The 14696-nt window shown below is 69.1% G+C and carries 12 protein-coding genes and 2 pseudogenes; 7 read left to right on the top strand and 7 right to left on the bottom strand.

Annotated features, from left to right (window positions below):
• Positions 1-53 precede the first annotated feature (53 nt).
• The 5 genes from WT60_RS32400 (at position 54) to WT60_RS32380 (ending at position 4763) form a co-directional block, all read left to right on the top strand.
• Complete coding sequence (locus WT60_RS32400) at positions 54-362, top strand: (2Fe-2S)-binding protein (protein WP_038755128.1); 309 nt, start codon at positions 54-56, stop codon at positions 360-362.
• A complete protein-coding gene (locus WT60_RS32395) occupies positions 344-1762 on the top strand; it encodes an FAD/NAD(P)-binding oxidoreductase (RefSeq protein WP_052145217.1) in 1419 nt (472 codons plus the stop codon). Before WT60_RS32400 ends, WT60_RS32395 begins: the two co-directional genes overlap by 19 nt.
• Positions 1762-2913, top strand: a complete 1152-nt coding sequence (locus WT60_RS32390) for an FAD-binding oxidoreductase (RefSeq protein ID WP_186448668.1) — start codon at positions 1762-1764, stop codon at positions 2911-2913. Before WT60_RS32395 ends, WT60_RS32390 begins: the two co-directional genes overlap by 1 nt.
• 160 nt (positions 2914-3073) lie before the next feature.
• Positions 3074-3514, top strand: coding sequence for an AraC family transcriptional regulator (locus WT60_RS32385; protein ID WP_226377256.1), 441 nt, complete (start codon positions 3074-3076; stop codon positions 3512-3514).
• 226 nt (positions 3515-3740) lie between these two features.
• On the top strand, positions 3741-4763 hold the full coding sequence (locus tag WT60_RS32380; protein WP_060356473.1) for a PhnD/SsuA/transferrin family substrate-binding protein: 1023 nt from the start codon (positions 3741-3743) through the stop codon (positions 4761-4763).
• Positions 4764-5055: 292 nt separating this feature from the next.
• On the opposite strand, the gene WT60_RS32375 is transcribed toward WT60_RS32380, so the two are convergent.
• From WT60_RS32375 to WT60_RS32350, 6 genes are read right to left on the bottom strand one after another with little or no spacing between them, the layout of a single operon-like run.
• Positions 5056-6003 (bottom strand): GNAT family N-acetyltransferase, encoded by a 948-nt coding sequence (locus WT60_RS32375; protein WP_059575627.1) that lies wholly within the window; start codon positions 6001-6003, stop codon positions 5056-5058.
• On the bottom strand, positions 6000-7262 hold the full coding sequence (locus WT60_RS32370) for an AMP-binding protein (protein ID WP_038755139.1): 1263 nt from the start codon (positions 7260-7262) through the stop codon (positions 6000-6002). Before WT60_RS32370 ends, WT60_RS32375 begins: the two co-directional genes overlap by 4 nt.
• Before the next feature lie 30 nt (positions 7263-7292).
• Entirely contained in the window at positions 7293-9695 is a 2403-nt protein-coding gene (locus WT60_RS32365) for an acyl-CoA reductase (RefSeq protein WP_038755142.1), read from the bottom strand.
• Position 9696: 1 nt separating this feature from the next.
• Positions 9697-10827, bottom strand: coding sequence for an acyl-protein synthase (locus WT60_RS32360; protein WP_060356472.1), 1131 nt, complete (start codon positions 10825-10827; stop codon positions 9697-9699).
• Complete coding sequence (locus WT60_RS32355; RefSeq protein WP_060356471.1) at positions 10824-11726, bottom strand: hypothetical protein; 903 nt, start codon at positions 11724-11726, stop codon at positions 10824-10826. Before WT60_RS32355 ends, WT60_RS32360 begins: the two co-directional genes overlap by 4 nt.
• Complete coding sequence (locus WT60_RS32350) at positions 11669-12091, bottom strand: MFS transporter (RefSeq protein ID WP_145986935.1); 423 nt, start codon at positions 12089-12091, stop codon at positions 11669-11671. Before WT60_RS32350 ends, WT60_RS32355 begins: the two co-directional genes overlap by 58 nt.
• 551 nt (positions 12092-12642) lie before the next feature.
• Between WT60_RS32350 and WT60_RS32345 the strand changes: the two are divergent.
• Both WT60_RS32345 and WT60_RS32340 read left to right on the top strand, forming a co-directional pair.
• Positions 12643-12881: pseudogene (locus WT60_RS32345) on the top strand (amidohydrolase); the annotation flags it as partial.
• Positions 12882-13047: 166 nt separating this feature from the next.
• Positions 13048-13152: pseudogene (locus WT60_RS32340) on the top strand (spermidine/putrescine ABC transporter substrate-binding protein); the annotation flags it as partial.
• A 467-nt stretch (positions 13153-13619) separates the two neighbouring features.
• Here WT60_RS32340 and WT60_RS32335 read toward each other — a convergent pair.
• A complete protein-coding gene (locus WT60_RS32335; RefSeq protein ID WP_060356469.1) occupies positions 13620-14579 on the bottom strand; it encodes a LysR family transcriptional regulator in 960 nt (319 codons plus the stop codon).
• Positions 14580-14696 lie beyond the last annotated feature (117 nt).

The following is a 14696-nucleotide window of genomic DNA, read 5'->3' as shown; positions in this document are numbered from 1 at the left end:
GCCGCTTCCGATCACGATGCGCTTCGTTCACGCGGAGCGACTGGAGGGCACCCATGAAATCGCGATTCGTTCGGCTGGCCGAAACCGAACGCGCAACCGTGACGTTTCGCGTCGACGGGCGGGCGGTCGACGCGCTCGAAGGCGACACGCTGCTCGTGGCGATGCTTTGCCACACGGGCCATGTCCGGCAATCGGAATTCGGCCCCGAGGCGCGCGCGGGCTTCTGCCTGATGGGCGCTTGTCAGGACTGCTGGGTATGGACGGCCGACGGCGGGCGCGTGCGCGCGTGCACGACGCTCGTCGACGCGTCGCTCGACGTCGTCACGCGACAGCCGGAGGCGCAATGGCCGAACCTCGCGTGATCGTCGTCGGCGCGGGGCCGGCGGGCGTGCGCTGCGCGGCGGCGCTGGCGGAGGCGGGCGTGCGAGCGCTCGTGATCGACGAAGGGCGCCGCGACGGCGGACAGATCTATCGTCGGCAGCCCGAACAGTTCTCGCGGCCGTATGCGAAGCTGTACGGCACCGAGGCGCGGCGCGCGCTCGATCTGCACGGCACGTTCGAGCGGCTGCGCGCGATGGTCGACTACTCGCCCGACACGCTCGCGTGGAACGTGTCGGGCGGCGCGCTCTACACGATGCGCGCGGGTTGCTCGGCGCGCCATCCGTACGATGCGCTGATCCTCTGCCCCGGCGCGACCGATCGGCTGATGCCCGTGAAGGGCTGGCAATACGCGGGCGCATACAGCCTGGGCGCGTCGCAGATCGCGCTGAAGGCGCAGGCGTGCGCGATCGGCTCGGAAGTCGTGTTCATGGGCACGGGGCCGCTGTTGTATCTGGTCGCGAGCCAGTACGTGCAGGCGGGGGCGAACGTCGCGGCGGTGCTCGACACGTCGCCCGCGCGCAACCGGCTGCGCGCGCTGCCGAAGCTGCTCGCGCGGCCCGACGCGCTGTTCAAGGGAGCGCGGCTCGTCGCGTCGCTCAAGGAGCGCGGCGTGACGATCGAAACCGGCGTGACGCCCGTCGAAATCCACGGCGGCGACGCGTGCGGCGTGACGGGCGTGAGCTATCGCGATGCGCGCGGCGAAGCCCGCCGCATCGGCTGCGATGCGGTCGCGCTTGGCTATCACCTGCGGCCCGAGACGCAATTGGCCGATCTCGCGGGGTGCGCGTTCCGCTTCGACGCCGGCACGCGCCAGTGGCTGCCGCAGCGCGACGACATGGGGCGGGCGACCGTCGAGCGCGTCTATCTGGCGGGCGACGGCGCGCGCATTCTCGGCGCGGACGGCGCGGAGGCGGCGGGCGAGCTCGCCGCGCTCGCCGCGTTGAAGGACCTCGGGCGTGCGGTCGACGAACGCCGGATCGCCGCGCTGCAACGCACGCTCGCGAAGATGGACCGCTTTCGCGCGGGCCTCGCGCAAGCGTTTCCGTGGCCCGCGCGGCAGGCTGCGCAACTGTCCGACGATACGATCGTGTGCCGCTGCGAGGGCATCAGCGCGGGCGAGCTGCGCCGCGTGATCCGCGACGAGGGCGCGTGCGAGGCGAATCGCGCGAAGGCGTTCAGCCGCGTCGGCATGGGGCGCTGCCAGGGGCGTTATTGCGGCCACGCGGCGGCCGAGGTGATCGCGGACGCGACGAAGCTGCCGCTCGAGGCGGTCGGCCGGTTGCGCGGGCAGGCGCCCGTCAAGCCGCTCGCGATCGCCACGCGCGCGAGCGAGGACACGCCGCGCACCCGCGCGACGGACGAAACAGTGGAGGAATCGTGATGCGGGCCGATGCGGATGTGGTGATCGTCGGCGGCGGCTTCATGGGCGCGGCGGCCGCGTTCTTCCTGCGCCGGCGCGGACGTTCGGTGATCCTGATCGAACGCGCGCTGATCGGACAGCAGGCGAGCGGCACGAACTTCGGCAACGTGCGCCGGCAGGGCCGCTACCTGCCGCAACTGCCGCTCGCGAACCGGTCGCGCGAGATCTGGGGGCGGCTGCCCGAGTTGATCGGACACAGCGCGGAGTTCCTGCAGACCGGGCACATTCGCGTGTGCTACCGGCAGGAGCAGGACGACACGTTCGAGGCCTACGCGAAGGAAGCGAGCCATTACGGGCTGAAGCTCGATCTGTACCGGGGCGCGGCGATGCGCGCGAAGTTTCCGTTTCTCGGCCCCGAGATCCTGAGCGCGTCGCATTCGGAGATGGACGGCCATGCGAACCCGCGGCTCGCGGCGCCGGCGTTCGGCCGCGCGGCGGCGCGCGCGGGCGCGAGGATCGAGGAGAACACCGCGATCGTGACCGTCGAGAAGGACGGCGACACGTTCCGCGCGAGCACCGCCGACGGCCGCGTGTTCTGCGCGCCGAATCTGCTCGTGACCGCGGGCGCGTGGGGCAGCCAGTTGAGCGCGCAGTTCGGCGAAGCGGTGCCGATCGAGGTGAACGGCCCGCAGATGGCCGTCACCGAGCCCGTGCCGTACGCGATCCGGCCGGTGGTCGGCGTATCGTCGCCGCACATCGAGGAAGTCGTGTACTTCCGGCAGGTGGAGCGCGGCAACATCGTGATCGGCGGCTGCGCGCGCGCGAGCGCGTATCTCGACGAGCGCCGCGCGAAGGTGCTGCCGGAAAGCACGCTGCTGCAGTTTCGCCAGCTCGCGCGCGTCGCGCCCGCGCTCGCGCGGCTGAACATCATCCGCGTGTGGAGCGGCGTGGAAGGCTACATGCCCGACGATCGCCCGATCATGGGACGCAGCGCGAAGGTCGACGGCCTCTATTACGCATTCGGCTTTTGCGGGCATGGCTTCCAGCTCGGGCCGGGCGTCGGCGATACGATGGCCGAACTGATCGACAGCGGCGCGACGCGCACCCCGATCGAGCCGTTTTCGATCGCGCGCTTCGTGTCGCCGCCAACGGTCGCGCACGCGGCGGCGTGACGGAGCGCGCATGGCGAACGTTCCGGATCGCATCGACGCCGCCGCGCCCGCTGCGGCGTGCGCGGCGGCGCGCCCTGGGGCACGCCCGGAGTCTCGTCACGGGTCTCGTCCCGAGTCGCGCCCCGAGTCGCGCGCCGTATCGCGTCCCGTATCGCGCGCCGTGTGCTGCGCGCTGCGCTTCATCGACACGCACTTCGCGCAGCCGCTCAATCTGCACATGCTCGCGGACGTCGCGGGCCTGAGCGTGTCGCGATTCGCGGCGCGCTTTCGAGACGAAGTGGGCCTGTCGCCGCATCGCTATCTGTGCCGCGTGCGGATACGTCGCGCGCAGGATCTGTTGCTGCGGGGCGTGCCGCCTTCCGTCGTCGCGACCGAAGTCGGCTTCTTCGACCAGAGCCACCTCGGCCGGCATTTCCGGCGGGCGGTCGGGCTCACGCCGTGCGACTACGTCGCGCGGCCTGTCGCGCTGCTCGACGAACCGAATCTCGATGCGCCTGACGATGCGCCCGCGCGGATGAGCCGCGCGCGTGCGGCGTCGAGACCGCCGGGACGCGGCGCCGAGTGCTGCGGCGTTCGGTCGAGCGCGTGTGGCGACGCGTGAGCGTGCGGACTGCGCGCGATGCGGGCCGCACGCGGCGAGTGCGATGAGTGAGATGAGTGCGATGCGTGCGGCGCGATGTCCGCGCACGTCGCTCATTGCCGGATAGCGCTTTGCAATAAGCATTTCGCAAATCGATGTTTGTTCCGCTTCGGGCGATTCCATAAGCTTGGCGTTTCGTCGGTCGTGCGATCGTGCGCGGCGACGTTCGTTCGAGAGGCTTCCGCCGATGAATCGTCACGCTTTCCCGCCGCCGTTCGCCGCCCGCCGCCGCGCGTTGCGCTGCCTTGCCGTCGCGGCGGCCGCGGCGCTCGCCGGCCGCGTTGCGCCGACAACGGCGGCGCAGCGGGCGGCGGCCGCGACGGCGGGCGTCGACGTGTCCGGCGTCACGCTCGTGCTCGGCGATCAGGCGGGCGGCCTGCGTGCGCTCGCCGAGGCGGCGCGCGTGCTGAACGACACGCCGTATCGATTCCGCTGGGCGAATTTCCAGGGCGCGGCGCCGCTCTTCGAAGCGCAACGCGCGGGCGCGATCGACCTCGCGCCCGCGGGCGACTTGCCGGTGCTCACCGCCGCGCTCGGCGATCCGGCGCTGCGGATCGTCGCGACGCGCGTCGGCTCGCCGGCGTCGCTCGGCATCGTCGTGCAGCCCGATTCGCCGGTGCGCGACGTGGCCGACCTGAAGGGGCGCACGGTTGTCGTATCGTCCGCGCGCGGCAGCATTTCGCAGTACCAGCTTTACGGCGCGCTCGCCGAGCGCGGGCTGTCTCGGCAGGACGTCGACGTGAGATTCGTGCTGCCCGTCGATGCGTTCGCCGCGTTCGAGGCGAAGCGTATCGACATTTGGGCGACGTTCGATCCGTATTACGGGCATGTCGTGAGACGCGGCGCGCGCGTCGTGCGCGACGGCGGCGGCATCAACTCGGGCCTCGCGTTCCTGACGTCGCCCGTCGGTACGCTCGACGACCGCGCGAAGCGCGCGGCGCTCGCCGACGCGCTCGCGCGGCTCGAACGGGCGGGGCGCTGGGCGCTCGCGCATCCGGACGAATACGCGAAGGTCTATGCGTCGCTCACGCGTCTGTCGCTCGACACGGCGGCGGACATCACGCGCCGCGCGGCGCTCGCGCAGCGGGCGGTCGGCGCGGCCGACATCGCGACGCTGCAGCAGGTGGCCGATCGCGCGGTGCGCGACGCGATCCTGCCGCGCCGCGTCGACGTCGCGTCGATCGCGGTGCAACGCATCGGCGCGGCTTGATCCGCGAGCGGCCTTCGTCGCGGCGCGATGCGATGTCGCGCGGCGCGGGGCTCATCGGCCGCCCCGGCGACCGGCGTCGGCCTCGATGATCGAGACGCCGTGCCGGCCCCGCTACGCGCGGTGCCGTCGAATCGGGCCGTTCCCGATCTCCGTCGTTGCGACGAAATCCGTCTGCTTGCCGGCCGGCGTCGCGCGCGGGCGCGCCGAGGCTTTTTGCTCGGTGAGCGCGTGACATTCGCGCGCCGCAACGTGATCCACTTCGAGCAACGACCGTCGCACGCCGAGTCCTAATTCATGGACAGCGATTCCCTGATTCGCGCGCACCTGGCTCCGCCTCCGCATAGAGCCGATACAAACGCTCGCCTTGACGATCGCACAGATGTAGCTCCCGTGGCCCCCGTCCGCGCAGCCAAAGCAGCCGCCAGCCGCCGTTCGCGGCGGGCAACAAGCCGCCGAAACGGAATCCGCCGCGCGTCAACACGGGCGCGTGCGCCACATTTTCCGCCGTGGCCGGCAAGCTCAGATCGAGCAACGAACGCGCGGGCAGCGCGGCAATCTCGGCGATCTGCGCTTCACTTGCCCGCGACGTCTCCAGCACGACCCGCAAGCCGTCCCGCGTCAGCGTGAAGTCCGACGCGGCGGAGTCCGGTGCCGGCGGCGCCTCGCCGAACGCCGCGCGCAAACTGTCCAGCCATGCGCGCCAGTGCGCCGGCCAGTCGAGCCGAGGCAGAGGCCACGCACGCAGCGGCAGGCACCCGACCACGATGCTCTCCCGTTCCGCCTGCCCGAACGGCGATTCGACGTAGTCGATCAGCAGCGCCGTGCTGCGAAACCCCAGCGCCAGCGCGACATGCTGGCTGCGCGGATGCGAACAGACCTGCTTGATCGTCACCATGCCGACGCCGAGCCGTCCCGCCGTCGCGTGCAGATGACGGGCGAGCCGGCTCGCGATGCGCTGGCCGCGCGCGTCCGGATGCACAACGTTCAGCGCCAGTTCCGCCAGCCCGGGCCGCGCCGCATCCCGCCACAATGTCGCGTGGCCCAGCAGCCGCCCGTCGCGGACCGCCACCGCCGAGCGCCATCGGCCGCTGACGTTGTGCGCGTGAATCCGGCTCGGCAGATAGACGTCCGGATACACGTAATGCTCGCCATAGACCGCGCGAAACAACGCGCTGACGGGTTCGGCATCGGCCGCCTGATAGTCGCGCACCAATGCCTCCAGCGGATCGCGCTCGCTCATCGCCAGGCCTCCGCATGCGCGTAGTCGCGCTGGTCGACGATCCGCAGCAGCTTGCCCGAGCGCGGATGGGTACGCATCCGTTCCAGTGGCGTCTGCCGTAGCGCCACGCGCAATTGCTGTTCGGCGCACAGTGCCGCGATCGCCGGCTGAGCCATGAATACGGCATCGCGGATCCGTTCGAGATCCAGCGGCGCGCGCGCCGCCAGCAGCAGCGTCAGGCAATCCACGCCGTCCGCGCGCGCGACTTCCAGTTGCCACCCCAGCAGCGCGCATGCTGCGTCGAGCACGCGCCCGAGCGCCTCCGGAAACAGCGACAGCGTGCCGACACGGACCCGGTGGCCATGCGCGGCGCGCCCGAGCAGCGCGAACTTGCGCGCGGGGCCGGGCGGTTCGCGCCAGCACGCGAGATCGCCGCTGGGATAACGGATCACGGGCATCAACCGGCGCTGCAGGTTGGTGACCAGCAGGACGCCCCGGCGCCCGGCTTCGTCGATGGGCTCACCACTCTCCTCGTCGACGATCTCGATCATGCTGTCGTCGTCGAACACGCGATGCTCGCCGTGCCCGCAAGCCTGATCGGCATAGCCGATCAGGCCCGCGTCGACGCTTGCGCAGCCCACCGAGCCGACGCGGGCACGCGGCAATACCTGTGCGAGCAGCGCGATCTGCTCGTCGAACAAGGTCTCGCCGCCGTAGAGCACTGCCCGCACGTCCGGCAAGGTGTGGCCATGCGCCGCCAGGTGACGGGCGAAACGCAGTAACTGCGCCGGCACGCCGGCCAGGACGTTGATGCGGTGCTGGCGAATCGCGGCCGCCAGCACGTCGTGGTCGACATGGCAGGTGAACGGGTACTCGACGAGGGCCACGGGCGCATGCGACAGCGCGCCGTGGATGAACAACAGGCTGGTGTAGAGGTCGCCCGCGAAGAACAGGTTGGCGACCCGGTCGCCGTCGCGCAGCTGGTGCGCGAGGCCCGCGCCGAACGCCTGCACGAACGCGCGCCATTCGGCGCGGCTGAACACCGACAGCTTGCCGTCGCCGGTGGAGCCGCCGGTCTTGAACACGTGGCCGTCGTTCGGCGCGGCGGTCAGCGCGCGCCAGCGCGTCAGGTCCTGCGAATCCCGCCAGTAATCGGCGGGATCGATCGTCGGCAGGTCGGTCAGGCGCCAGCCGTGGGCGGGCAACGCACGGTACAGCGCGCGGTAGTGAGGCGAATGCGCGCGCGCATGCTCGACGAGGGGAATGAGGCGTGGATGCATGGTGATGAGCAATGTATGGACGACGGAAGTTCAGCCGCGCAGATCCATGACGAACGGCGTCTTGCCGCTGTGTGGATGGCGCTGGAACGCGGCGGCCGCAACGGCGCTCACCTCGAGGCGCAGCAGCCCGCCGCTCACGACCTGGTTCAGCATGGCGTCGTCCAGCACGCGTGCGCGGATCGAGGCCGGATCACCGTCGACGAGCAGCCGGATGCGGTCGCGCCCACCGTCATCACGATCGATCAGCCACTGCATCGGCTGGCCGATGGGCCGGCTCAGTTGCTCCGGATCGACGAAGATCGTGCCGACCCGCAACAGCGCGCCATGGCGGCCGGCGAGCCGGAAGCGCGGCGTCTCCAGCCCGCATGGGCAGACCCCCGGTAACCACCGGCCCAGGTCGCCCAGGTCGTAGCGCAGCACCCGCTGGGCTTCGCGGTGGCGCGACGTGAACACCAGCCGGCCGGTCTCGCCCGGCGCGGCAGGGACGTCGCGCGCAGGCTCCAGCACTTCCAGCCATTGCGTGTCCGCCAGCAGGTGGAACTCGCCGTCGGCGCAGCTCGCACACGCATGGCCGAGCGGACCGGCGTCCACCGAGCCGTAGATCGCCGAGCGAATCAGCTCGACGCCGAAGCTCGCCAGATACGTGCGTTGCCCGGCGTTGACATGCTCGCCGCCGCAGAACACCTTGCGCACCCCGCCGTAGCGGCGCAGCGCGTCGCTTTCGCGTTCGAACAGCCGGTGCACGGTGCCCGGCATGCCGATCAGCGTGTCGATGCGCTGTTCGACGATCAGCCGGGCGATCTCGCTGAAATCATCGTCGACGGGGCCGCCCATCGGATACTGCGGCACCCCGAGCGCTTCGAGGATCGTGAAGAAGCTGAGCATGCCGCCGTACAGATTGCCGCCGTAGAGGAGATTCATCACCCGATCGGTGGCGGGGTCCAGTCCGGCGGCGAACAGGCCGTCGGCCGCGGCGCGCATCTGGCGGTGGTAGTCGCGATAGCTGAAGCGGGCCAGCTTGGGCGTGCCGCTGCTGCCGCCGCTCCGGAAGTAGAGTTGCGCCCGCGCGTGATCGGGCTGGTGTTGGAACGCGGCCTTGTCCATCACCGGCGACGCGTGCAGGCCTTCCGGCATGGCAGGCGGTGCGTCCAGGTGGGCGTGGCCGGGCAGCGTGGCGGGGTCGAGGCTCACCGACACGCGGCGCGACAGGCGTTGCAGCGCATAGGCGCCGTCGTGCGGCTCGCCGGCATAACCGTCGTGCATGCGACCGACGGGCGTGATGCGGCTCACGCCCGCCGCGAGCAGCAGCCGGCTCAGCTCGGGCACGCGGGCGGCGGCGACCAGTCCGCAACTTTGCAGATGAGTGCGCCACGGGCGCAGGATGCCGGCCAGTCTCGCACGCGGGGCCGGGCGCAGCTCGACGGTGCGGAACAGCGGCGATGGCGTCAATTCCTCGCGCAAGGTCCACGCGATCCGCCAACCGTCGCCGTCGATGACCTCGCCCGGCGCGTCGGCGAACGCCTGGTCCAGCCGATGGAAGGCCATGCGGGTGCTGATCTCCGCTGCCTCCTGCCGATCCGCGCGCAGCGCGGGCCAATGGGGCGCCCGGCGTCGCAGCGCGGCGGCGAGCCGGCGCGCAAGCGTGTCGAGCGTCGCCGGATCGTCGCTGTCCACCAGCACGGCCTGCGGACTGGAGCAGGCCTGCTGGTCGTGGCGGCACACGTCGTCGGCGAGCGCGTCGAGTTGCGCGTCGCTGAGGGCGTCCGGAGCCAGGTAGGCGAAGCTGATCCGGTGCCCCCAGTCGATCCAGCGGCAACCGGGCGGCAATTGCGCGCGCAGGGCCGCGAGCGCCGTGGCGCCGCCCCACGCGGACACGCCGTCGGCGCAGGCCAGCAACGCACCGAGTCGCGCGCTCGGCACCGGCAGCACGGCGATGTGCGCGGCGAGCCGGCCGCTCGCGTCGTGTCGCAGCAGTTCGGCGAGCAGGCGCGCGCTCAGGTCGTCGGTGCGGCTGCTCGGGCGCAGCCAGTTGATGTTGCCCGCCAGCAGACCTTCCAGCACGGCCATGAAGGGCAGCAGTGCGGCGTTGGCGGGCGTCACGTGCAGCACCACGCCGAGTGGCCGCCATGCTTCGAAGCGTGGCTCGCGGTAATCCGGACGACGCAGCGAGCCGGGCTGCTCGCCCAATTCCCGCGAGAGCTTGGCTTGCAGTGCCGGGCGCCGGCAGAACGCGGCCAGTTCGGCGCGCGCGGCGGTGTCCGGCAGCGCCGACGGCGCGCCTTCCTGCAGCGCCTCGGCGAAACGTTCGGCGCAGGCGAGCACGGTCTCGCTGTCGAGCGGATCGGCGAGCGTGTCGGCGAGCCGTTCGCGCAGCAGCGCGAGCGCCGTGTCGAGGTCGTGGTCGGCGTGCAGCACGCCGTGAAGCAGGTACATGTCAACGCTCCTTGATCAGTTCGGATGCCGCCATCGCGCAGCTCCGGTTCTTGCTGGTGCCGGCGCGGCCCAGCAGGTCGAACCAGTCGGTGGGCGCGCCGCAGCCGCAGCGCTCGGCCGGCCACAACACGGCCAGGTCGCTCAACAGCAGGCTGTGCGCCGGGCTGGAGGAAATGAAGGGCGACGCCAGGTGGAGAAAGCCCGGCGCACCATAGGGCAGCCGGGCCAGCGTGGCGGTGTCGCGGGCCCACGCGCGCGCCCAGCTCGGCACGTGAAAGCGATGGCGGGCACACTCGACGTAGGGCACCGGATGCTCGACCGAGCCATAACCGTCGCGACAGCGCGAATCCGGCACGCCGAGCTGTTCGCCCAGGCGGCGATACAGCTCGGGCTTTGGAATCGCGGCATCCGCATGGGTTTTCCAGCCGCCGCCGAGAAACACCAGCGAGTCGGGATGCAGCGTCAGCGGCGGGACGCCCATGTCGCCCATGCGCCGAAGCGTGAACCACAGGAACGCGGGAAAACCGAAGATGCGCACCGGCAGGCCTTCGTCGGCGAAACGCTGCAGCGCGCGGATCGCGCCAAACGGGTCGAACTCATGACCCGTGCCGGTATGGCGAAGCACATGGACCGCGTGATTGACCGGCGCGTACTTGCACAGGAACTGGTCGGTATAGGCCGTGCCGAGCGTGATCGCGCCGCGGGGTTCGTAGCTGAGCAGCACGTAGTTGCAAGGTTGATCCGGCGTATGCCAGCCGTAATGCTCGAAGACCCGGTCCACCATCCGCTGGGCGGCGCCCATGCTGCGCGCGTCGTAGCGCATGCGGCTCTTCTGGCCGGTGGTGCCGGACGAGGTCAGCTCGAGTGCGTCCTGGCCGGTTTCGCTGAGCAGCAGATTGCGCTTGAAGTAGTTGGCGAAGATCGGCGGCAATGCCGACCAATCGGACAGTGCGCCCAGGTCCGCGGGCGGACAGCCGTTCCGCTCCAGCCAGCGGCGGTAGCCGGGGCTTGCGTCGCAGTGGTAAGCGACCAGTTCGCGCATCGCGGCGTCGAACAGATGGTCGCAGGCGTCGTCGGCGCGGTATGGGTGTTCGAGCGCGCAGAGCGCGTCCACATGGGGCAGCGTAGTCATGAGAGGGGGAGCGGGGAAGGTGGAAATCGGGCGACGGTGGGAGCAGGGCGCGCTTGGCGCAGCGCGCGCCAGAGCAGCGGCGCGGCCAGCAGCGAGACCAGCAGCGAGACCAGGCTGACGCTGATGCCGAAGCGGGTCGGCGAATCCCCGGCGCGGACCCACGCGAGGGCTGCGCCGCCGGCCGCCGGCATCGCGACGGACGGCATGCCGAGCGGCGCGGCGACGCTGCCCGTGGCCTCGTCGGTACTGTATAGCGTCAGCCGGTAAGGCGTCGCGTTACCCGGGCCCACGCCGAATGGGTGGACGGAGAGGCCGGCACGCAGCAGTGGCAGCGTGGGTGACAGCGGCACGACGGCGCCCAGCAGTAGCAAGCCAGCGGTAGCCGGGTACAGCGCGATGCGCAGCAAGCGGGACACGTCGGGCCGGACGGTGAGCCGGTTCAATGCCAGGTTGCCGGCGATCACGGCGCCGAACACGGAAAGCTGCCAGAGTCCGTAGGCCAGCCCGCCGTACCCCGGATCGCGGATCAACCGAGGCGGCAGGCCGATCGACACGATCGGCGGCAGCGGCAACAGGCCGAGCGTGAGGCTGCCGTACACGGGGTCTCGATGACGTGGCTGCGTCGCGTAGTGGGCAAGCACCGCCCGCGCGCGCGGCGGCCGGGGCGGCGGCGCGGCGCGCGCCGTTTCCGGCATACAGCGCCACAGGCCCAGTGTGACCAGCGCGCCAACGGCGCCGATCGCGACGAACAGCTCGCGCCACGACAGTGCCCGCAGCAGCAGCGTGCCGGCCAACGGTCCGGCGAGTGGCGACTGGAGCGCGATATCGGCGAACAGCGCCATCAGCCGTACCGCGTCGCGCTCGGCAAAGGTCTCTTGCAGCGCCGGGTAGCTGACCACGACGAAAAGGTGCCCTTGACGAAGCGCAGCAGGTTGAAGCCGCCGATATGCCGGCTGGCGACCGCGGCCAGGCAGGCGGCTGCGAACACTAGAGTGCCGGTGAGCAGCAACGGCCAGCAGCCGATGCGGTCCGACAGCGGCCCCCGCGGCCATTGGAACGCGATGTCGCCGAACAGGAAGGCATGGAGTGCGACAGGCGCGTGGTGCCGCGCGGCGGACAAGTCGTGGGTGACCTGCAACATCGTGGGCATCACCATATCGCTGGTGAGATGGGCGAGCAGTTCGAAGGTGGTCAGCGCAAGACAGAACAGCACGTCTTGACGGCGGGAAATTTCCAGCAACGGGCGAAATACGGATTCAGACATGGACGATGAATACGTGATATATGCGGAAAATCAATGGAAATGAATTTTCCAAAGAAATATTGATTTATTTGATTTTAGAATTTCAGGAATTTATTGAACTGAAAAACAATCGTGCAATGAATTTTGAATGAGTCAATTGTCTCGTCATCAGATGCGGCGATGCCGCCTCAACAGTCTCAGGGAAGTCGATCCAGAAAGATTGACGAGGTCGTTGCCGGCAAAAGACGACGGCAGAACGATTCCGGCCACCCGTGCCACGCAGCCTGCGTCAACAATCTATATCAATAGAAATCGGACTAACTCGAGAGATGGATTCCGAAGAATGGCCATTCAAAATCAATTTTAATGGAATTTCTTGGCGCCAGATAATAGTCTAGATGAAATGGAAATGCAGCGATGTGTTTCGTCGGCGCTACAGTGAGAAAAATCAATTGACCGATCGGAATCGAAAAGAAAGTCAGCGAAATCGAAGAGGGGGGAGGTGTCGACGGCGGTCGCAATCCGCGCTTTTCCGGCGGCGTCATAGAGTGGCAGCACGACACATGCATGAAGACGCGGCGTTCGGTCTGCGCAACTGGCCGGGCACTTCGCGGTGCGGCCGGGGCTGCTGAAGGCGTCGACGAGCCTGTTCCGGATCGACGTGCGCGGCGCCGGCCGCCATGGCGCGATACCGCATCTCGGCTGCGATCTGGTGTTCGCGGTCGTGCAGATCCTGACCGCGCTGCAAGGAATCGTCACACGCAACAAGAATCCGCTCGACGCGGCGGTGTTGTCGGTCACGCAGATTCACGGCGATGAACGGAATCAACGATCAGTGTTTCAGCGCCGCCCATGGGGCGGGCTTCACGATGGCGAATCGGCCGGGCGACCGGCCCGTGCCGATTTGCTCGCACAGGCGATGCTCAAGCAGCAAGGGCAACGCTGCGTCGCTTGCATCATCATGGTCGACACGCCGTGGGTACGACGTCGTGATCGCCGGCGACTATTACGTCCCCGTGCTGGTAAGGTCCGGTCTGCTGTTCAGGCTCGATAAGAACAGGTTGCCGAACATGGCAGACATTCCTATCGTGCGGACCGGAGCCGTCGGCCCGGAACCGCCCGCAACCGCTCGGCCGGTGCGTCTCGCGAATTTCGAGCCGCCATCGGAGTTGCCCGATTTCGAGCGGAGGCGTTTGCGACAAGCTGGGCCAAGCCGCATCGCGGCCCCGATGAGCCACCCGCGACGGTTGCGAGTTCGCCATTCGATGCGCCGGTGATACTCGTCACGGTCATGCGCGCGATGGCGTTGTTTGTGCGAACGCGATACGTTCGCGGCGAATACGAGGTTCTTGCTGACGCGCCAATGTCGCCGGATTGCCGATGGCGCTCCGTGGCTCGCGGCGCAAGGCCGGCCGCGACGCCTGAGGGCCGCCAAGGAAAACCATGGATCTCCGCGGCTCCTCGTGTGGCCCGTGAATCCCATTGAAATCGACGCGTTCGCCTATATCAGCCACCGTGACAAAACGAAGCAAGCACTGAATGCAAGCATTCAATGCTTGCCGTGTCGACTCTTTCGTTTCCTGCCGCCGCCGGCAGCCGGCCCCGAAAACACCGCCAACCGAGTCTCGATCCATTTGAGCAATTCGAGCGGACCGGGCGCGAGCGGCCGTCCCGACTTGACGAGCACCCGCGCATGCGTCCCCTCGAATAGCGGATGCGCGATCGGCACCGTCGTCAGCTCGCCGTTCGCAATCTCCCGATAGGCGGCGAACTCGCCGATCAGCGTGATGAAGTTCTCCGCGGTGACGATGCGCTTCAAGGCCGTCAGCGAATTCGTCGTCAACGTCGGCCGGATCGCGACGTTCTCGGCCAGCTCCAGCATCTTCACCACGTGACCGATGCCGAACGTCGGCGGCATCAGCGCGAGCGGGTACGCGCGAAGATCGTCGATGGCCGCCGGCCGCTTGCGCCGCGCGAGCGGGTGATCGCGCCGCAGCAACAGCACGACCGGCTGCGGCGAGCTCGCGCGATACGCGATCTGCGGATGGGGCGGCGGATTGTACGCGAGCCCGATGTGCGCGCGGCTTTGCGCGACCTCTTCGAGAATCGAATCGACCGCCAGCATGTCCACGCCGATCGCGAGCTTCGGGTATGTCGCGCAGAACGGCGCCAGCACGTCGTCGACGAGCGTGTCGACGAATCCTTCGCTGACGACGATCCGGATGTGCCCTTGCTGCAGGCCCTTCAGCGCGTGAAGCTGGTCTTCGAGCTTTTCCTGTTGCGACCGGTAGCCCCGCCAGAACTCGAGCAGATGCGCGGCGGCCTCAGTCGGCCGCACGCCGCGCGCCTGCCGCTCGAACAGCTCGGTGCCGAGCTCTTCCTCGAGCAGCCTGATCTGCCGCGTGATGACGGACGGCGACGTGTTGATGTGCTCCGCTGCGCCGCGAATGGTGCCGTGCGTCAGCACTTCATGAAAGTACCGAAGGCGCTGGAGGTTGATGTCTCGCATCGAGGGCTCCCGTGTCGATCTGTCGTTGCTCACGAGTCAACGATATGTGAACTTAGTTGCTCTTGCTAGTAGCGCCATGCGCTGCCAACATGAACGCCATGCAGCGATCGTCCGGCG

Source organism: Burkholderia sp. MSMB617WGS (genome assembly GCF_001532025.2).
Classification (GTDB): domain Bacteria; phylum Pseudomonadota; class Gammaproteobacteria; order Burkholderiales; family Burkholderiaceae; genus Burkholderia; species Burkholderia savannae.
Note: the sequence above shows the minus strand (reverse complement) of the source record. Positions and strands in the feature narration are given on the sequence as shown.

Excerpts from the sequence above, each read along its gene's own strand:
- WT60_RS32390 (WP_186448668.1), top strand. The coding sequence starts at position 1,762 with ATGCGGGCCGATGCGGATGTGGTGATCGTCGGCGGCGGCTTCATGGGC.
- WT60_RS32375 (WP_059575627.1), bottom strand. The coding sequence starts at position 6,003 with ATGAGCGAGCGCGATCCGCTGGAGGCATTGGTGCGCGACTATCAGGCG.
- WT60_RS32395 (WP_052145217.1), top strand. The coding sequence starts at position 344 with ATGGCCGAACCTCGCGTGATCGTCGTCGGCGCGGGGCCGGCGGGCGTG.
- WT60_RS32400 (WP_038755128.1), top strand. The coding sequence starts at position 54 with ATGAAATCGCGATTCGTTCGGCTGGCCGAAACCGAACGCGCAACCGTG.
- WT60_RS32335 (WP_060356469.1), bottom strand. The coding sequence starts at position 14,579 with ATGCGAGACATCAACCTCCAGCGCCTTCGGTACTTTCATGAAGTGCTG.
- WT60_RS32370 (WP_038755139.1), bottom strand. The coding sequence starts at position 7,262 with ATGCATCCACGCCTCATTCCCCTCGTCGAGCATGCGCGCGCGCATTCG.
- WT60_RS32360 (WP_060356472.1), bottom strand. The coding sequence starts at position 10,827 with ATGACTACGCTGCCCCATGTGGACGCGCTCTGCGCGCTCGAACACCCA.
- WT60_RS32350 (WP_145986935.1), bottom strand. The coding sequence starts at position 12,091 with ATGTCTGAATCCGTATTTCGCCCGTTGCTGGAAATTTCCCGCCGTCAA.
- WT60_RS32365 (WP_038755142.1), bottom strand. The coding sequence starts at position 9,695 with ATGTACCTGCTTCACGGCGTGCTGCACGCCGACCACGACCTCGACACG.
- WT60_RS32380 (WP_060356473.1), top strand. The coding sequence starts at position 3,741 with ATGAATCGTCACGCTTTCCCGCCGCCGTTCGCCGCCCGCCGCCGCGCG.